This window comes from Halorubrum sp. SD626R, assembly GCF_001261915.1.
Lineage (GTDB): Archaea > Halobacteriota > Halobacteria > Halobacteriales > Haloferacaceae > Halorubrum.
Window position 1 is genome coordinate 1 of record NZ_CVRT01000142.1, and the last position, 17,993, is coordinate 17,993.

20 protein-coding genes and 1 pseudogene are annotated in these 17,993 nt (G+C 70.8%); 14 read left to right on the plus strand and 7 right to left on the minus strand.

The window, feature by feature from the left end; genetic code table 11:
* The 4 genes and pseudogenes from SD626R_RS13775 to SD626R_RS13790 form a co-directional block, all read left to right on the plus strand.
* Positions 1-139: pseudogene (locus SD626R_RS13775) on the plus strand (cell division protein FtsZ); the annotation flags it as partial.
* Positions 140-152: 13 nt separating this feature from the next.
* Positions 153-824 (plus strand): 2-phospho-L-lactate guanylyltransferase, encoded by a 672-nt coding sequence (gene cofC / locus SD626R_RS13780; RefSeq protein WP_092566911.1) that lies wholly within the window; start codon positions 153-155, stop codon positions 822-824.
* Between the two features lie 94 nt (positions 825-918).
* On the plus strand, positions 919-2,082 hold the full coding sequence (gene cofG / locus SD626R_RS13785) for a 7,8-didemethyl-8-hydroxy-5-deazariboflavin synthase subunit CofG (protein ID WP_092566912.1): 1,164 nt from the start codon (positions 919-921) through the stop codon (positions 2,080-2,082).
* Between the two features lie 94 nt (positions 2,083-2,176).
* Positions 2,177-3,031, plus strand: a complete 855-nt coding sequence (locus tag SD626R_RS13790; RefSeq protein WP_092566913.1) for a mechanosensitive ion channel family protein — start codon at positions 2,177-2,179, stop codon at positions 3,029-3,031.
* A 6-nt stretch (positions 3,032-3,037) separates the two neighbouring features.
* Here the strand turns inward: SD626R_RS13790 and SD626R_RS13795 are convergent, their stop codons facing one another.
* The gene (locus SD626R_RS13795; RefSeq protein ID WP_092566914.1) at positions 3,038-4,510 is read right to left on the minus strand and encodes an MATE family efflux transporter; all 1,473 of its coding nucleotides are present in this window, start codon (positions 4,508-4,510) and stop codon (positions 3,038-3,040) included.
* A gap of 128 nt (positions 4,511-4,638) precedes the next feature.
* Here SD626R_RS13795 and thiE point away from each other — a divergent pair, with 128 nt between their 5' ends.
* Positions 4,639-5,277: a thiamine phosphate synthase gene (gene thiE, locus SD626R_RS13800; RefSeq protein ID WP_092566915.1), complete on the plus strand. Its 639-nt coding sequence runs from the start codon at positions 4,639-4,641 to the stop codon at positions 5,275-5,277.
* Positions 5,267-6,115, plus strand: a complete 849-nt coding sequence (thiM, locus tag SD626R_RS13805; protein ID WP_092566916.1) for a hydroxyethylthiazole kinase — start codon at positions 5,267-5,269, stop codon at positions 6,113-6,115. Before thiE ends, thiM begins: the two co-directional genes overlap by 11 nt.
* Before the next feature lie 28 nt (positions 6,116-6,143).
* Here the strand turns inward: thiM and SD626R_RS13810 are convergent, their stop codons facing one another.
* Positions 6,144-6,923 (minus strand): SDR family oxidoreductase, encoded by a 780-nt coding sequence (locus tag SD626R_RS13810; RefSeq protein WP_092566917.1) that lies wholly within the window; start codon positions 6,921-6,923, stop codon positions 6,144-6,146.
* A 134-nt stretch (positions 6,924-7,057) separates the two neighbouring features.
* Here SD626R_RS13810 and SD626R_RS13815 point away from each other — a divergent pair, with 134 nt between their 5' ends.
* The 8 genes from SD626R_RS13815 (at position 7,058) to moaA (ending at position 14,782) form a co-directional block, all read left to right on the plus strand.
* Positions 7,058-8,557 (plus strand): phytoene desaturase family protein, encoded by a 1,500-nt coding sequence (locus SD626R_RS13815; protein ID WP_092566918.1) that lies wholly within the window; start codon positions 7,058-7,060, stop codon positions 8,555-8,557.
* Positions 8,554-9,453: a prenyltransferase gene (locus SD626R_RS13820; RefSeq protein WP_092566919.1), complete on the plus strand. Its 900-nt coding sequence runs from the start codon at positions 8,554-8,556 to the stop codon at positions 9,451-9,453. Before SD626R_RS13815 ends, SD626R_RS13820 begins: the two co-directional genes overlap by 4 nt.
* Before the next feature lie 143 nt (positions 9,454-9,596).
* Entirely contained in the window at positions 9,597-10,388 is a 792-nt protein-coding gene (gene cruF / locus SD626R_RS13825; RefSeq protein WP_092566940.1) for a bisanhydrobacterioruberin hydratase, read from the plus strand.
* Between the two features lie 127 nt (positions 10,389-10,515).
* The gene (locus tag SD626R_RS13830) at positions 10,516-11,073 is read left to right on the plus strand and encodes a diadenylate cyclase (protein ID WP_092566920.1); all 558 of its coding nucleotides are present in this window, start codon (positions 10,516-10,518) and stop codon (positions 11,071-11,073) included.
* 654 nt (positions 11,074-11,727) lie between these two features.
* On the plus strand, positions 11,728-12,153 hold the full coding sequence (locus SD626R_RS13835; protein ID WP_092566921.1) for a universal stress protein: 426 nt from the start codon (positions 11,728-11,730) through the stop codon (positions 12,151-12,153).
* A gap of 5 nt (positions 12,154-12,158) precedes the next feature.
* Complete coding sequence (locus tag SD626R_RS13840; RefSeq protein WP_092566922.1) at positions 12,159-12,938, plus strand: MBL fold metallo-hydrolase; 780 nt, start codon at positions 12,159-12,161, stop codon at positions 12,936-12,938.
* Positions 12,939-12,984: 46 nt separating this feature from the next.
* Positions 12,985-13,668 carry a thiaminase II gene (gene tenA, locus SD626R_RS13845; RefSeq protein WP_092566923.1) on the plus strand — a complete coding sequence of 228 codons (684 nt, stop codon included), beginning with the start codon at positions 12,985-12,987 and terminating at the stop codon, positions 13,666-13,668.
* A 109-nt stretch (positions 13,669-13,777) separates the two neighbouring features.
* Positions 13,778-14,782 carry a GTP 3',8-cyclase MoaA gene (gene moaA / locus SD626R_RS13850; protein WP_092566924.1) on the plus strand — a complete coding sequence of 335 codons (1,005 nt, stop codon included), beginning with the start codon at positions 13,778-13,780 and terminating at the stop codon, positions 14,780-14,782.
* A 17-nt stretch (positions 14,783-14,799) separates the two neighbouring features.
* Here moaA and SD626R_RS13855 read toward each other — a convergent pair whose 3' ends face one another.
* The 5 genes from SD626R_RS13855 to SD626R_RS13865 all read right to left on the minus strand — a co-directional run bounded on the left by SD626R_RS13855 (position 14,800) and on the right by SD626R_RS13865 (position 17,776).
* Complete coding sequence (locus tag SD626R_RS13855) at positions 14,800-15,708, minus strand: ABC transporter substrate-binding protein (RefSeq protein WP_092566925.1); 909 nt, start codon at positions 15,706-15,708, stop codon at positions 14,800-14,802.
* A gap of 424 nt (positions 15,709-16,132) precedes the next feature.
* On the minus strand, positions 16,133-17,185 hold the full coding sequence (locus SD626R_RS13860; RefSeq protein ID WP_092566926.1) for a tyrosine-type recombinase/integrase: 1,053 nt from the start codon (positions 17,183-17,185) through the stop codon (positions 16,133-16,135).
* Positions 17,182-17,358, minus strand: coding sequence for a YbdD/YjiX family protein (locus tag SD626R_RS16555; RefSeq protein ID WP_137782654.1), 177 nt, complete (start codon positions 17,356-17,358; stop codon positions 17,182-17,184). The genes SD626R_RS13860 and SD626R_RS16555 overlap by 4 nt, the downstream gene beginning before the upstream one ends.
* Positions 17,355-17,525, minus strand: a complete 171-nt coding sequence (locus tag SD626R_RS16935) for a hypothetical protein (protein ID WP_158298357.1) — start codon at positions 17,523-17,525, stop codon at positions 17,355-17,357. Before SD626R_RS16935 ends, SD626R_RS16555 begins: the two co-directional genes overlap by 4 nt.
* Positions 17,522-17,776, minus strand: coding sequence for a hypothetical protein (locus SD626R_RS13865; RefSeq protein ID WP_092566927.1), 255 nt, complete (start codon positions 17,774-17,776; stop codon positions 17,522-17,524). Before SD626R_RS13865 ends, SD626R_RS16935 begins: the two co-directional genes overlap by 4 nt.
* Positions 17,777-17,993: the final 217 nt, after the last annotated feature.

Below are 17,993 nucleotides of genomic sequence, written 5' to 3' on the forward strand. Positions count from 1 at the left end.
GAACGTCCCGCGGATCAAGGAGCTCCAGCAGGTCGCCATCGAGGCGCAGGACAACCTCGACGAGATCCGCGAGGAGAGCGAGGAGAACCTCGACGAGCTCGTCAGCGACGACAGCGACGAGCTGGAATCCCTGTTCTAGGGCGATCCCCCCGATGGAGGTCATCGTTCCGTTCTCGACCGACCGCCCCAAGTCCCGACTCTCCGCCGTCCTCGACCCAGACGAGCGGGCGGCGTTCGCGCGGGCGATGCTCCGCCACGTCCTCGACGCGATCCGGGCCGCCGGCGGCGAGCCGCGGGTCCTCGCCACCGGACCGGTCGACGCCGACCTCGCCTGTCCCGTCGAGGTCGACGAGCGTCCCCTGACCGACGCGGTCAACGAGGTGCTCGACGCGCGGCGGGGAGATGATGGGGGCGAGGGGGACGCCGGCGACCGCGGGGAAGGACCGGTCCCCGTCGCGGTCGTCATGGCCGACCTCGCGCTCGCGACGCCCGAGGCGCTCCGGGAGCTGTTCGCGGCCGGCCGGGAGACCGACGTCGCCGTCGCACCCGGTCGCGGCGGCGGGACGAACGCGTTCGTCGCGAGCCACCCCGAGTTCCGGGTCGACTACCACGGCGCCTCCTACCTCGACCACCGGCGGATCGCCGCGAAGGTCGGCGCGAGCGTCGCCGTCGTCGACTCCCACCGGCTCGCGACCGACGTGGACGAGCCCGCCGACCTCGCGGAGGTGCTGATCCACGGCGAGGGGCGGGCGGCGTCGTGGCTCCGCGAGACCGGCTTCGCGCTCGACGCGGCGGACGGGCGGGTCGGCGTCGAGCGGGAGTAGCCGGGGCGGCCGAGCCGGGACTCGGCGTCGACGAGCGGTCCCGCCCGGATCCGGGACCGCGATCCTTTTTGAACCGCGAGCGCGAGGTGCGGACGTGTTCACGGCGGCCGACGAGTACGGGATCGAGCTGTCGATCGACGAGCGGGCGGTCGAGCGACTGCTCTCGGTGAGGCCCGCTGACGTCGAGCCCGCCGACCGCCTCACCTTCGCGCGCAACGTCTTCATCCCGCTGACCACGGCGTGTCGCTACACCTGTACGTACTGTACGTACTACGACGTGCCCGGGGAGGCGTCGCTGCTGTCCCCCGAGGAGGTGCGCGAGCAGTGCCGCGTCGGCGCCGACGCGGGCTGTACGGAGGCGCTGTTCACCTTCGGCGACGAGCCGGACGACCGGTACACCGCGGTCCACGAGACGCTCGCGGAGTGGGGGTTCGACTCGGTCCACGACTACCTCTACCGGGCCTGCGAGATCGCCTTGGAGGAGGGGCTGCTCCCGCACTCGAACCCCGGCGACCTCACGGAGATGCGGTTCGCCGACCTCCGCGAGGTGAACGCCTCGATGGGGGTCATGCTGGAGACGACCGCCGACGTCGACGCGCACAGCGGGGGCCGCCGGAAGACCCCCGGCCAGCGGCTCAACACGATCCGGGCCGCGGGTCGGCAGGGGGTCCCGTTCACGACCGGCATCTTGGTGGGGATCGGCGAGGGGTGGCGCGACCGCGCGGAGAGCCTGCTCGCGATCCGCGAACTCCACGAGCGCCACGGCCACGTCCAGGAGGTGATAGTGCAGAACGTCGTGCCGAACGAGCGGTCGGACTTCGCGAAGCCGGACACGGCGACGATGCGCCGCGTCGTCGCGATGGCCCGGGCCGCGCTCCCCCCGGAGGTGTCGGTTCAGGTCCCGCCGAACCTCTCGCCCGCGGCCGACCTCGTCGACTGCGGGATCGACGACCTGGGGGGCGTCTCGCCGGTGACGGACGACTACATCAACCCCGCCTACGAGTGGCCCGACCTCGACGGGCTCCGCGCGGTCGCCGACGCCGGCGGCATGCCCCTGCGCGAGCGGCTCCCGACCTACGCCCGGTACCTCCCCGACGACCTTCGACCGGTAGGCGTCGATCCCGCTCCAGCGCCGACGGACCGCGACGCGTGGCTCCCCCCGGCGGTCCGCGCCCGGATCGCCGACGGCGACGTTCACGGGCGGCGGCTCCGCGGGGTCGCCCGCGGCGACGGGCCGCTGGCGGTCCGGAGCGACTGAGTACCCGTGACGCGGAGCGGCCGGCTTCCGGAACCGGACGTAAACAACCGCGGTGCCAGTACCTTCTTTATATAGTCGCCGCAAAAACGGGACGATGTACCCCTTACAGCTCGACGCGATCGCGAACGCGGTCGACGTGGCGGCGATCGCGACGACCGCGCTCCGGTTCGTCGCCGGCTTCGTCGCCGTGCTGCTGCTCGGAAAGCTCGTCCTGATCCCGGGGCTCCGGCGGGTCGTCAGGTCGCGCGGGTTCGACGAGGCGGTGTTGAGCCTCGGCACGAACGTGCTCAACGCCGTCGTCTGGGTGGCGGCGATCGCGATCGGCTTCGCCGTGGCCGGCTACGGGAGCTTCCTCTCGGCGTTCGCCGTGTTCGGCGGCGCCATCGCGCTCGCGGTCGGCTTCGCGGCGCAGGACCTCCTCGGGAACTTCGTCGCCGGCGTCTTCATCCTCAAGGACAAGCCGTTCGAGGTCGGCGACTGGATCGAGTGGGACGGGGAGTCCGGGCGCGTCGAGGAGATCGACCTGCGGGTCTCGCGGGTCCGGACGTTCGACAACGAGCTGGTGACGGTGCCGAACGGCGACCTCGCGAACAGCGCGGTCACGAACCCCGTCGCCTACGACACGCTCAGACAGAAGTTCGTCTTCGGGATCGGGTACGACGACGACATCGCGCAGGCGACCGACATCATCACCGAGAAGGCGGAGGCCCACGAGGAGATCCTCGACGATCCGGGCGTCTCCGTCCGGCTCGTCGAGCTCGGCGACTCGGCCGTGGGCCTCCAGTCGCGCTGGTGGATCGCGGACCCCGACCGCGGCGACTTCGTCCGGGTGCGCTCCGAGTACGTCACCGCCGTGAAGGAGGCGTTCGACGAGGCCGGCATCGATATGCCGTACGTCCACCGGCAGCTCACCGGCAGCGTCGAGGTGCTCGAAGACGTCGCCGAGTAGCGCGCGTCACCCGACCTCCCTCTCGCCCTCCGCCGCGTCGGGCCGGTACTGTCGACTGACGGCCTGCCACCGGTTCGACCGGAAGCGGGCGAGGTTCAGCCCGGCCGGCACCAGCTTCTCGGCGATCACCGCCGCGTACAGCCCGCCGACGCCGAGCGGCGTCGCCAGCCCGAGCAGCGCGGCCGGGAGCGCGACGACGTACAGCCCGACCATCGACGCGAGGAAGGGCCACCGGGTGTCGCCCGCGCCCCGGAGCGACCCGGTCACGGAGCCGTCGACGCCGAGCGGGACCGCCGACACCGCGGCGACGACGACGAACGCGGCGGTCGCGGCCACCGCGGCCGGGTCGTCGACGAACACGCCGGCGATCGGGTCGGCGGCCAGCAGGACGACCGCCGACGCGGCCACGTAGACGACCGCCGACAGCCGGATGACGTCGCGGCCGTACTCGGTCGCGAGCGACTCCTCGCCGGCGCCGAGCCGCTGGCCGACGAGCGTGCTCGCGGCGATTGAGAACCCCCAGCTGAAGCTCCCGAGCAGCGCCCGGACGCGGCGCCCCACCTCCAGGGCCGCGACGGTCGCGGAGCCGAACGAGGAGGCGATCCACAGCAGCGGGAAGACGGCGACCCCCTCTGCCACCCGGCGCCCGATCAGGGGCGCGGACACCCGGAGGAGCTGCCGGATCAGGCCGGCGTCGACCCACGGCCCGGCGCGCCCGATCGGGACCGGCGAGGCGCCGCGGCCGAAGTACGACCGGCCCGTCATCCCCCACGAGAGCGCGACCCCGACCGCGGCGATGGAGACGGCGGTGCCGAGCGCCGCGCCGAGCACGCCGAGGCCGACGCCGAGCACGAGCCAGACCGTGAGGGCGACGTTGAGGAGGGCGCCGCCGGCCCGGACCACCATCGGCGTGAACGTGTCGCCGACGCCGGCGTAGGTGCGGCTCGCGATCATGTTGAAGAACTCGAAGGCGAGCGCCGGCGCGGTGACGACGAGGTAGACGGTCCCGGCCCGGAGCGCGGTCCCCTCGCCGCCGACGAGCGCGATCAGGGGCTCGGCGAACGCGACGAGGCCGACGACGATGGGGGTGACGAGCGCCAGCGCGACGAGGAGCGACCCCTTGACGACGAGCGCGGCGCGGCCGCCCTCGCCGCCGCCGTAGTTCTGCGAGACGAGCGACACCGTCCCGCCGGCGAGCCCGATGGAGACGAACTTCGCGAGCTGCCAGTAGGCGAACGCGAACGCCAGCCCGGCGACGGAGGGCGCTCCCAGGGCGATCCCGACGACGGCCAGGTCCACCGTGTTCTTCGACATGATCGCGAACCCCGTGACGATCCGGGGCCACGCCAGGTCGAGCGTCTCGCCGAGCCGGTCGCGGTCGATGACGCCGGCGCGGTCGAGGCCGTCGGCCGCCGCCGACCCGAGCCGGGAGAGCGCGGCGCGGAGCCTGAGGGCCGCCGCCCGGAGTCGCGATCGCATCGACTGCGGTACGGACCGGGGCGGCTTGGGTCTGTTCCCCTCGGCAGGCCGCCGGGGCCCGCGCCGATCCGCGCGGAGGCGCCGCGCGAACGACAGCTTTTCACGGCGACCACCGGAAAGTATCACTGATGAATCCCAAGGAGTGGCGGACGTACCTCGTGACGCAGGGGAGTCGGTCGGCGGGCCGCGACACCGAGGCGATCGTCGAGGCGGCGATCGCGGGCGGCGTCGACGCCGTTCAGCTCCGGGAGAAGGGGAGTTCGGCGCGCGAGCGGTACGAACTCGGACACCGACTCCGCGACCTCACCGCCGACGCCGGCGTTCCCCTGATCGTCAACGACCGAGTCGATCTGGCCGCCGCGGTCGACGCCGACGGCGTCCACCTCGGGCAGTCGGACCTGCCGGCGGAGGTCGCACGCGAGCGGTTGGGGACGGACGCGATCGTGGGGGTCTCGGCGTCGACGGTCGCGGAGGCCCGGGCGGCCGCGGAGGCCGGGGCCGACTACGTCGGCGTCGGGGCGGTGTACCGGACCGGCACGAAGGACGTGCCGGACGCGAAGGACGGGATCGGGACCGACCGGGTCCGAGAGATCGCGGACGCTGTCGACCTCCCCGTGGTCGGGATCGGCGGGATCGACGCCGACAACGCGGGCGCGGTGGCGACGGCGGGCGCGGCCGGCGTGGCCGTCGTCTCGGCGATCACGGCCGCGGAAGACCCGCGCGCCGCCACCGCGGCGCTCCGGGAGGTGGTCGACGATGCCCAGTGAGCCGAGCGTGAACCCGCCGGTCGCCGACGCGCTGTCGGCGGTCGAGACCGCCTCGCCGCTGGTGCATCACCTCACGAACGCCGTGACGACGAGCGAGACCGCGAACGTCACGCTCCACTGGGGCGGGCTCCCGGTGATGGCCGACGCGCCGGCCGAGGCGGGCGACATGTCCGCCGGCGCGGACGCGGTCGTGATCAACACGGGGACCGCGTCGCGGCCGGACGTCGACGCCATGGTCGACGCGGGGCGATCGGCGAACGAGGCCGGCGTCCCGGTCGTCCTCGACCCGGTGGGATACGGCGCGACGCCCCACCGCGTCGAGTCGGTGGGGCGGCTGCTCGACGCGGTCGCGTTCGACGCGATCAAGGGCAACGTCGGCGAGGTCCGCGGGCTCGCCGGGGAGGAGGCGGCGGTCCGGGGCGTGGAGTCGGTCGACGAGGGCGGCGCGGGCGTCGCAGACGCGGCGCGGGCGCTCGCCGCGGAGACCGGCGCCGTCGTCGTCGCGTCCGGCCCGAGGGACGTCGTCGCCGACGGCGAGCGCGCCTACGGGGTGACGGCCGGTCACGAGCGCATGGGGTCGTTCGTCGGCTCGGGCTGCATGCTCGCGAGCACCCTCGGAACGTTCGCGGCGGTCGTCGGCGAGGGCGACGGAGCGCCGGCGTCGACGACCGAGGCCGCGCTCGCCGCGTGCGCGGCGTACGGGTTCGCCGGCGAGCGCGCCGCGGAGGACGACCCGACGGGGCCGGCGAGCTACCGGACGGCGTTCATGGACGCGGTCGCCGCGACGGCGGCGGAGCGGCCCGAAATCGACGTTGCGTCGCGGATCGAGCGGCTCTGAGACCGCACCGGCGGGTTTCGGAGGGCACCTACCGCGTCGCCGACTTCCACTCGCGGAGCCCGAGGCGCTCGCCGTTCAGGTCCGCCGCGGGCGCCTCGGTGGCGGCCCAGACGAACAGCGGCGCGACGCTCTCCGGGTCGCGGGCGCGCTCCATCCCGGTGAGGTCGGTGGCGACGAGTCCGGGGTCGACGACGCCGACCGCCGCGTCGAGGTCGGCGGCGAACCCCCGCGCGACCGCCTCGGCCGCCGCCTTCGAGACCGCGTACGCGCCCATGCCGGCCTTCGACTCGTGGGCGACGGAGCCCGACGGGACGATCACCCGCGCGTCGTCGGCGAGGTGCGGGACGGCCTCCGCGACCGTGGCGAAGACGCCGCGGGCGTTGGTGCGCATGGTGTCGTCGTAGTCGGCGTACGAGAGCTCGTCAGTCGGCCGCTCGCCGGGCGCGCCGTGGAAGACGGCGGCGTTCGCGAGCACGACATCGATCGGCCCGCCCTCCCGGGCGGCCCGCTGGAAGAAGCGTTCGAGGTCGAACTCGTCGCGGACGTCGACGCGCTCGCCCCAGGCGGTGCCGGCGGGCGAGCCCCCCCCGTCGCCCTCGGCGGTGCCGTCGTCCCCGTCGCCTTCCTCGCCGTTCGCGCCGTTCGCGCCCTCCTCGCCGTTCGCGCCGTTTAGTTCCGCGACGGTCCGATCGACGGCGTCGCCGTCGCGGCCGGAGACGGCGACGAACGCCCCCGCCTCGACGAACGCCTCGGCCACAGCCCGCCCGATCCCGCTCGTTGCGCCGGTGATCGCGACCGTCGGTTCCATATGGGGATCAGTACGGGCGTCGGCGACTTAGGCGTACTCACTCGCGGCGGCGGCGAGCCCGCGTGCGGAGGAGACGGGACCGCCGTCGGCGCGTCTGGCCGGTATTTATACCGTCGCCGCCCCTACGATCCCACATGGACGTGGCCCCGGACATCGACGCCGCGGCCGGCGAGTCCGTCGTCGTGATCGGCGGCGGGTTCGGCGGCCTCTCGACCGCGTGTTACCTCGCGGACGCCGGCGCGGACGTGACCCTGTTGGAGAAGAACGAGCAGCTCGGCGGGCGCGCGAGCCGACTGGAGACCGACGGCTTCCGGTTCGACATGGGCCCCTCGTGGTACCTGATGCCGGACGTGTTCGAGCGCTTCTTCGGCCACTTCGGTCGCTCGCCAGACGAGTTCTACGAGCTGGAGCGGCTCGACCCGCACTACCGCGTGTTCTGGAAGGACGGCGACATGGTCGACGTGCTCCCGGACCGCGAGGCGAACCGGGAGCTGTTCGAGGAGTACGAGCCCGGCGCGGGCGAGGCGTTCGACGCCTACCTGGAGGAGTCGGAACGGACGTACAACATCGGGATGGAGCACTTCGTCTACGAGGACCGCCCTCGGCTCCGCGACTACGTGGACAAAGACGTGCTCCGCTACTCGTGGGGGCTCTCGCTGCTCGGGAAGATGCAGGGACACGTCGAGAGCTACTTCGACCACCCGAAGCTCCAGCAGCTGATGCAGTACACGCTCGTCTTCCTCGGCGGCTCGCCGTACAACACCCCGGCGCTGTACAACCTGATGAGCCACGTGGACTACAACATGGGCGTCTACTACCCCGAAGGCGGGATCGGGGCCGTCGTCGACGGGATCGCCGAGCTCGGCGCCGACCTCGGCGTGGAGTACGTTACCGACGCCGAGGTGACGGGGATCGAGGGACGCTACGGCGGGTTCGCGGTCGACACCGCCGACGGCGAGCGCTACCTCTCGGACGTCGTCGTCTCCGACGCCGACTACGCGCACACCGAGCAGGAGCTGCTCCCGCCGCGCAAGCGGCAGTACACCGAGGAGTACTGGGAGTCGCGGACGTACGCCCCCTCGGCGTTCCTGCTGTACCTCGGCGTCGAGGGCGACGTGCCGAACCTCGAACACCACACGCTGGTGCTGCCGACGGCGTGGGACGGCCACTTCGAACAGATCTTCGACGACCCCGCCTGGCCCGACGACCCCGCCTACTACCTCTGTGTCCCCTCCGAGACCGACGACACGGTGGCGCCCGAGGGCCACAGCAACCTCTTCGCGCTGGTCCCCATCGCGCCCGGGCTGGAGGACACCCCCGAGCTCCGGGAGGAGTACCGCGACCTCGTGCTGGACGACATCGCGGAGAACACCGGGACGGAGCTGCGCGACCGGATCGTCTTCGAGGAGACGTTCTGCGTCGACGATTTCGCCGACCGCTACAACAGCTATCAGGGCAGCGCGCTCGGGCTGGCGCACACGCTGCGACAGACCTCGCTGCTCCGGCCGTCCCACGAGTCCGACGCGGTCGACGGGCTCTACTTCACGGGGTCGACGACGACGCCCGGCATCGGCGTCCCGATGTGTCTCATCAGCGGGCAGATAACGGCCGAGGCGGTCTCGAAGCCGACGTGAGGAACGCCGTGACCGACACAGCGACCGACGCCGGCCGACGGTCGATCGCCGCCGACCTCCGGTACCTCCTGGTGCTGTCGCGGCCGCGCTTCTGGCTGTACCTCGCGGGCCCCGTCGCCGTCGGCGTCACGTACGGCATCGGCGACGTGAGCGAGCTGTTCACGCCGACGACGGTGACGCTGGCGGCGTACTTCCTCGTGCCCGCGAACGTCTTCCTCTACGGCGTCAACGACGCGTTCGACGCCGACATCGACGAGCTGAACCCGAAGAAGGAGGAGCGCGAGGCGCGCTGGCGGGGGAGCCGCCTCGTCGCCGTCGCGGTGCTGGCGTCCGCGCTCGCCGGGCTCGCCACCTTCGCGCTCGCGCCGCGGGTCGCGTGGCCGTACCTCGCCGGTTTCCTCCTCCTGTCGGTCGGCTACAGCGCCCCGCCGGTGCGGTTCAAGACGACGCCGTTCCTCGACTCCGTCTCGAACGGCCTGTACATCCTGCCCGGGGCGGCCGCGTACGCGACCGTCGCCGGCGCGCACCCGCCGCTCGCGGCGATCGCGGGCGCGTGGCTCTGGACGATGGGGATGCACACGTTCTCCGCGATCCCCGACATCGAGCCCGACAGGGCGGCCGGGATTCGAACGACGGCGACGCTGCTCGGCGAGGGGCGGACGTACGCCTACTGCTTCGTCTGCTGGGCCGCCGCCGCGGCCGCGTTCGCCGCGGTCGACCTCCGACTCGGCGCGCTGCTCGGCGTCTACCCGGTCTTCGTCGCGTGGGTCGCCGCCTCGTCGGTGTCGGTCGACCGCGCGTACTGGTGGTTCCCGGCGCTGAACACCGCCGTCGGCACCCTGCTGGCGATGGGCGGCCTGTGGCGCGTCTACCCGATCACGGAGGTGCTCGCGTGAGCGACCCGGACGGGTCGGCCGGCTCGGCGGGGTCGGCCGAGTCGACCGGGTCGGCGGGGTCGACAGAGTCGACCGGATCGACGGCGGGCGGCGTCGACGCCCTCCGCGGGCGGCTCCCCGACACCCGCCGCGGCGCGGAGGCGCTGCTCGACCGCACCGTCCGCGAGAACCGGTTCACCATCGCCGTGTTATTCCCGCTCGTCGGCGCGCTCGCCTTAGTCGGCAGCGCGGAGGGGTGGGTGCCGGAGCCGTTCGCCTTTCACCCGTGGTTCGTGCTGTTCGGCGTGCTGGTGATGCGCTCGCCGCTCGTCGTCGGGGTGTTGCCCGCGGTCGACCGGCGCGCGGTCGGGTGGATCGGGGTGCTGATCGCGTACACCTACGCCATCGAACTGGTCGGCGTCGCCACGGGCTGGCCGTACGGGAGCTTCGAGTACACCGTGGACCTCGGGCCGATGCTCGCCGGCGTGCCGGTCGCGCTCCCGGTCTTCTTCATCCCGCTCGTGGTCAACGCCTACCTGCTCTGTCTCCTACTCTTGGGGTCGCGAGCGTCGAACGGCTGGCTCCGACTGGCGGCCGTGATCGCCGCGGTCGTCGCGATGGACGTGGTGCTCGATCCGGGCGCGGTCGCGCTCGGCTTCTGGAGCTTCGGCGGCGGGGCCTTTTACGGCGTCCCGCTCTCGAACTACGCCGGCTGGGTGGTGTCGGCGACGGTCGCGGTCGTCACGCTAGACCGGGCGTTCGCGGGGACGACGCTGCGCGACCGGCTGCGCGACTGCGAGTTCATGCTCGACGACATGGTGAGCTTCGTGATCCTCTGGGGCGGGATCAACCTCTGGTACGGGAACCCGCTCCCGGTCGCCGTCGCCGCCGCGTTCGGTCTCGGGCTCGTCCGCGCGGACCGGTTCGACGCGCGGGTGTTCTCGCCGCGGGGGTGAGGGGCCGCCGGTGGTTCCGCGGTGGGACGACCCAACCGACTCGACTCGGTGTCGTTTAAATACGCCCCTCGCCTCTTTCGGGTATGAGCGTTCACGAGCGTCGCGGGCGGCACGGCGGGGAGGCGGAATGAGTCGACTGGCGATCGAGTACGGCGACCACGAGCGCGTCCGCGAGGTCGTCGACCGGCTGACCTACTGCGCCGAGCACGTCAGCGTCGCGTTCGGCGGGTGGGAGGAGCCGCACGTCAAGGGGCCGGGGCTGTACTTCGCTGTCGTCGCCGACCGCGACTACGGCGAGTACGCCGACCCGATGGGCGACAACCGCTGGCCGCGGGAGGGCTGCGCGTCCGTGTTCGACGAGGGGGCGTTCGTCGACGCCGTCGGGACGGTGAGCATCGAGCAGGACGGCGGGATCGTCGTCGCCGTCGACGGCGAGATCGAGGCGCAGATGGTCCGGTTCCGCGACCTCGGCACCCGGAGCGGGGAGTCCGACCTCGTCGACGACGCGGCGTACGAGCCGTGGATGGGGTCGCGACACATGAGCGCGATCGAGACCTCGGTGCGCCCGGAGGTCGTGGCGACGGTGACGCTGAGCGAGGAGACGGGGCGGGTGAGCGTCTTCCGCGACGGGGAGGCGACATCGATGCGGCGCCACGAGCTCGGCGGCGAGTGGCGCGTCGAATAGGTGTTAGAAGCGGTCTGCGTTGGGATACGCTGCTTTCGATGCGTTCTCGTCCGAAACGGGGGTTGTCGAGCGGTGATCCTGATCGACGACTAGAATCGGTGACGCGGATCGGTCAAGCGGTCGTTCGTAGGTGACCGATCGCTCTGCGCTGAACACCTCCGGAGTCCTGGCTGCTCGGCTGTACGCGATCAGTGACTCGACGCCGAAGAACACCTCCAAAGCCCCAGCCGGGAGGACTCGCGCGGCCTGCTGCGCTCCTCGCTCGGTCGCTCACTTCGTTCGCTCCCTCGCTGTGGTGCTTACTGCGTCGTGCTTCGACCTCCCGGCTGCCCCCCTGAGTCCCACCCCGGCCGCACAGCACCGCAACCTCACGCCTCCCCAGCCTCGTCGCCGGACTGCGTCCGGCTGCCAGAGGCGCTCCGCGCCTCGCTGCGGCTCCCTGCGGTCGCCGCGTCCCTCGCGCGTGCTCCTCGCGCCCGCTGAGCGCTCGGAGGCACGCGCCGACCGCATCGTCTTTTATATTCGATACTCCCCGTCGCTCGCGGTCGGTTTCGACGAGGCCCGTCGGACGCGTTTCGCGATCCGATCGGCCACGGTTCCGATCTCCGGGCGCGAGGCCCCACCGTTAATGGGCCGCCCGCCGAACGGTCGCGTATGTACGACGAGATCCTGGTGCCGACGGACGGGAGCGAGGCGGTCGACCGCGCGCTCGACCACGCCCTGCGACTGGCGAGCGACCACGACGCGACGGTCCACGCGCTGTACGTGGTCGACCGGCGGATCGCCACCGCGAACTCGGGCGACCTCCACGACGAGATCGTCGAGGATCTGGAGGCGCAGGGGCGGGAGGCGGTGGGCGCCGTCGCCGAGCGCGCCGAGGAGGCGGGCCTCGCCGTCGAGACGAGCGTCGTGCGGGGGACGCCCGACTCGGAGATCGTCTCGTACGCCGACGAGCGCGGCATCGACGTGATCGTGATGAGCCCGGAGGGGAAGTCGCCCCGCGAGCGGATCCGGTCGCTCGGTAGCGTCTCCGACCGCGTCGCCGACGACGCGAGCGTCCCGGTGTTCCTGATCAAGTGACTCACATGGATCTCACCGTCCTCGGCTCCGGCAGCGCGATGCCGGTCCCCGACCGCGTGCAGTCGGGGTACCTCCTCGACGACGGCGACCGCTCGCTTCTCGTCGACTGCGGCAGCGGCGTCCTCCAGCGGCTCGCCGCCACCGACACCGGCTACGAGGGCGTCTCGACCGTCCTCCTCACACACCACCACCTCGACCACGTCGCGGCGCTGCTCCCCCTGCTGAAGGCGCGGTGGCTCGCGGGGTCCGAACACCTCGAAGTGGTCGGTCCGGCGGGGACGAAATCGCTCGTCGACGGGCTCCTCGGCGTTCACGACTACCTCGACGGGCGGGTCGACCTCGCCGTCCGGGAGGTGTCGGCGGCGCGTCCCTTCGCGGCGGCCGGGTTCGACGTCGCCGCGCGCGAGACGCGCCACTCGATGGACGGACTCGCCTACCGGTTCTCGCCCCCGAGTTCAGACGCCGACCCCGCGGACGGCCCGCTGACGCTCTCGGGCGACACCGAGGCGTTCGCGGGGATGGCGTCGTTCGCCGACGGGAGCGACGTGCTCGTCCACGACTGCTCGTTCCCGGACGGCACGGACGTGTCGAACCACCCGAACCCCACGGAGCTGGGGCGGTCGCTCGCGGGCGTCGACGTCGACACGCTCCTGCTGTCGCACCTCTACCCGCACACGGGCGGCCGCGAGCGCGAGATGGCCCGAAGCGTCCGCGAGGCGGGGTTCGAGGGCGACGTCGAGGTCGCGAGCGACGGGCTGCGTCTGGCGCTCGCGGACGGTGATTAGTCAGTAATACCACAAGCTTATAAATCGGCGCGTCGAGGGGTCGCCCATGGCGTTCAGCGACGACCTGCTGGCGGCGGGGGCGGACATCTGGGCGGCCCAGTTCGAGCACCCGTTCGTCCGCGAGCTGGCCGCCGGCGACCTCAACGAGGCGGCCTTCCGCCGGTGGCTCGAACAGGACTACCGGTACCTCTTCGACTACGCCCGGACGTACGCCGTCGCGGGCGCGAAGGCGAGGGATGAGGCGGCGATGGCGACGCTCCTCGGCGGGGCGGACGCCGTGTTGAACGAGGAGCTCGACCTCCACCGGTCGTTCGCCGGTGAGTACGGCGTCACGCCGGACGAGCTGGCCGCCGTCCGGAAGCGCCCGACCTGCGAGGCGTACACGAGCTTCCTCGTTCGCACGGCGTACGAGCGTCCCGTCCCGGTCGCGGTCGCGGCGCTGTTCCCCTGCATGCGAGGGTACCTCGACGTGGCGGACCACATGGCGGAGCTCGCCGACGCGGAGCATCGGTACACGCCGTTCATCGAGACGTACACGAGCGACGCGTTCCGCGCCGAGACCGCGTCGATCGGCGATCTCCTCGACGACTACGGGGCGGCGTACCCGGGCCACCGGGAGGCGATGCGCGAGGCGTTCCTCACGAGCGCCCGCCTCGAACTCGCGTTCTGGGAGATGGCGTACGCCGGGGAGGAGTGGGCGGCCGATGCCGTCGACGAAGGGACACCGTGACCGATACGCCCGGCGAGATCGACGTCGTCGACGAGACGTAACCGCGGAGAGTTACGCACCGACACGATCGACCCGGACCCTTAAGCGATCCCACCCGCTCCGTTCGGACATGGCCGGGCCACTCGCGGACGACTTCGGACGGGAGGTGACGGGGGTGAGGGTCTCGCTGACCGACCGCTGTAACTTCGACTGCGTCTACTGTCACAACGAGGGGTTAGGCGACACGCGCGGGCCGATGGAGCCGAGCGACGACGAGATGAGCGCGGACGACGTGGTCCGCTTCCTGGAGGTCGTCGAGGGGTACGGCGTCGACTCGGTGAAGTTCACCGGCGGCGAGCCGATGCTCCGGCAGGACCTCGAAGAGATCGTCGAGCGCACGCCCGACTCGATGGAGGTGTCGATGACGACGAACGGCACCTTCCTCCCCGGGCGCGCCGCGGACCTGAAGGCCGCCGGGCTCGACCGCGTCAACGTCTCGCAGGACGCGCTCGACCCCGACGACTTCGCGGAGGTGACGAAGTCCGGCGCCTACGAGCAGGTGCTGGAGGGCGTCAGGGCCGCCGTCGACGCCGGGCTCGACCCCGTGAAGCTCAACATGGTCGTGTTCACGCACACCGCGGGCTACGTCGAGGAGATGGTCGAGCACGTCGCGGACAACGAGGGGCTCCAGCTCCAGCTCATCGAGTACATGCCCGAACTGACGGGCAAGCCGGAGTGGAACATCGACATCGGGCGCGTCCACGACTGGCTCGCCGAGGAGGCGGACCGGATCGAGCACCGCGAGATGCACGACCGGAAGCGGTACTTCGTCGGCGAGGACGCCGACGGCGAGGGCGGCGGGATGGTCGAAATCGTCGACCCCGTCGAGAACGAGGAGTTCTGCGCGAACTGCGGCCGCGTCCGCGTCACCCACGAGGGGTACCTGAAGGGGTGTCTCAACCGCAACGACGACCTCCGGTCGATGGGGGAGATGAGCCGCGAGGAGATCGCGGAGACGTTCGAGGCGGTGGTGGCGAACCGGGTGCCCTACTACGGCGAGTACCTCGTCGAGGGCGACGACGGCGAGTACGAGATCAACGAGGAGTATCTGGGGACCCCGAGCGTTGCGGACTGACGCTCGGCGACCGGGGATCAGGGGTCGTCCGCGTTCGACCAGTCACTCGGCACGTACTGGTTGAACCGCGGCTCCCGCGACCGACCGAGCGGTCGGAACGCCCGCTCGCCGGCCACGCGGAACTCCTCGATCCGGGCCTGTCCGGGTCCGGTGACGTAGCCGAGGAACGCCATCGCGAGGAGGTACGCCGCGTCGTGTCTGGCGGGATTGACCGGGATCGCGGCGTACTCGTTCCGGAGCAACGGCGGCGGGTCATCGATGCCGCGCGCGACGTGAGCAGCCAGTCCGTCGGCGTCGACGTTGCGGAACGTCCCGCGATCGGTGAGGGTGTAGGAGCCGGATTGCGCGGCCATCGTCAGCGTGTTTCCCATCCCTTGGCCGGATTCACTGTACCAGGAGCCGGTCGGGTCGATCTCCGCCTCGCTCCACAGTCGGCGCTCGCGGAGGTGCGTGCCCGATCGATCGCCGCGCGACAGGAACGGCGCCTCGGCCTCGGCGATCGCCGTCACTGCTTCGACCGGGTCCGCGCCGGCGACGCCGGCCGGGTCGTCCGGAGGACCGACCAGCAGGAAGTCGTTCACCATGACGGCGCGGCGGTTGACGCCGTGTCCCTCTCGGAGGAAGGCGTCCTCCAGCGGCCGAGCGTGGACGAGAACCAGATCGCAGTCGCCGTTCCGGGCGGTACGGAGCGCCGCACCGGTGCCGCGAGCGACTGTGTCCACCGTCGCGCCGAGCGCCACTTCGAACCCGGGCAACAGCTCGTCGAGGAGCCCGCTGTCTCGGGTCGTCGTCGCTGTCGCGAGCGTCAGCGTCTCCCCGCTCGTCACGGTATCGGTCGATTCGGAAGCGGACGTGCCGCCGAGACAGCCCGAAAGCGAAAGGGCTCCGCCGGCACCGACCAACTGGACGTAGCGACGCCGATCCATGCTCGGAACAAACGATAGCAGTTACAAAACTGTTTTTGGATACTACTATCGGTTACAGTCTTTTACCGGACGGACGCGCGATTGCTAATCGTGTGAGCGGAGATATCGGCGCCTATCGGGCCAGCATCGACCGATCCGACCGCTCAGATGCGAGATCCACTCCCAGTAGCGTCGCGTCCAAGTCGCGAACGCGTGCGGCAACACACCCTCAAAATCGTCTGGCTCGGGGACGCAGTGGCGTCTCAAATGGGTGACGGACGGAGGTTTCGCAGAGAGCGGTGAACGGAAGTGAACGGGCACAGTGGGACTCCCGCGAGCGACCGCAGGGAGCGAGTGGGGGTACACTGTGCCCGTGACGAACGAACTGAGGAACGGGCACAGTGGGGTCTGGCGATTCGGGGAGTCGCGGCGTAGGGTTCGGGGTTCATAGGTCGGGAAGGAAGTCGCTGCGTTGCTCTGCCTGTTCTCGGTCGGACCGCCGATCGTAGTGGCGACTCAGAATATCCTCGCTTGCGTTCAGCCGGTCCTCGACGATACGTCGCGGAACATCCTCGCGCCGGTAGAAGGTCACTCGACCGCTTCGAACGTCGTGAGGAGATTTCGACGACGGGCACTTGCTCGCCTGGTCGATGTCTGTCGCCTCGCACGAGTCGATGTCCCGGTCGTGGGGACACCCCTCACCGCGCCAACAGGGACGAGTCACCCGGTACAGCACCTTCCGGAAGGTGTTGCCCGCCGGTCGACCGTACCGAGTCGTGATCAGCGGCTCCCGGTCATACTCGTCGGTCACCTCGTCGCGGTGATACTCGATGTAGTCCTCGATGTACCGAGCCGTCTTCTGACTGATACGGTTCCAGCGAGTACCCGACTCGTGGTTCTTGAGCGGAGTTCCGGTCTCCGGACGGTGGACGAAGTGAACCGCCGGACCAGTGAAACGAGGATGTGTCCCGTCGAGGTCGCAGTCACCGAGGTCGAGGCCGCGAATCGCACCGCTCCGCGCGCCCGTTTCCCACAGGAGGAGGAGAACGATGTGATCGCGAGACGCTGGCTGCGCGCTTTCGAGGTAGTCCAGAATCTCGATAGCGCGCTCGGGTTTGAGCGTGGTCTCCGACACGTCCTCCCCGTTCTTCATCGTCGGGAGCGTGAGCTGTTCGTACAGCTCGGGGTCGACCGCGTCGATGTCGCCAGCGAATCGGAGGAAGCGACGGAGCGTCGCCAGCTGGCTCTTGAGCGTGACGAGCTTGATCGGCTCGCGTCCGTCGCCTTTTCCCTCCCTCCGCCAGGTCCGGTACCGGTAGAGGTCCCGGCCGGAGAGTTCGTTCAGATCCTCGATCCCGTCCTCGTCGCAGAACTGGATGAACGCACGGAGCCGGTGGTACTCGCTTCGCCGCGTCGACTCGGAGTGTTCGTCCTCCATCGCGCTATGGAACATCTCCACGGCGTCGACCGGAGAGATCGGTTCGAGGTCGTCGCTCACAGGAATCCCTCCGGGGCGTCGAGGATCGGGTGATCCGGGTGGTTCTCAGCGAAGTGGTCGAGGTAGCCCGCGACCTGTCGCGCGTACCTGGTGAACCCGTCCGGCGGTTCAGGTTCAATCTGGGCCTCGCAGACTGGGCAGGTGGAGAGGTCGCGATCGGCGCGAGTGCTCACACCGGCTCACCCCAGTTTTCCGTGAGGTCGGCCCAGCAGTCGGGGCACATCGCGAAGTCTTCGAGGCGGTTGCGATCGTCGACGGACCGAGTCTCAGCTTGGATCCAGACGTGTCGGTCGTCCGGTTCGAACCGGGACCGACAGTCGGCGCAGTAGAGGGTCGTCATTGCGCGCCCCCGTCGAGGTCGTGATCGTACGGTCCGGAGTCCGTGAGCAGCTGGACCCGGTCGCGTTTGAGGAGGGCGTCGGTCTTCTGGTCGCGCAGCTCGTAGAACACGCCGTCGGCGTCGTCGCGACGCGCGCAGAGCTGGCACCAGAAATGGTGATTCGTCGGTTCCCACGTTCGGTGGCCGCGGGGACAGAGGAACCGCCACCGATCTGCGTCATCTTCAATCCGCACAACTTCCTTTGGAGGCATCACCTCACGCCGACGAGGTGGTGTATAAAAGGAGAAATCCTTGTACGGGGACTGGAAGTGAAACTGAAGCGGAGCGGGTCCGCTGGTTGTCGCGCGATCACGTTCGCCGTGGAGGAATTGAATACCCCCGACCCTGTTTGCTGACATGGCTTTCGTGGCTGGTTCACGGAAGCCCGCGCGGACCTGCTGCCCCAGCAGCAAGGTCCGTATTTTTCGA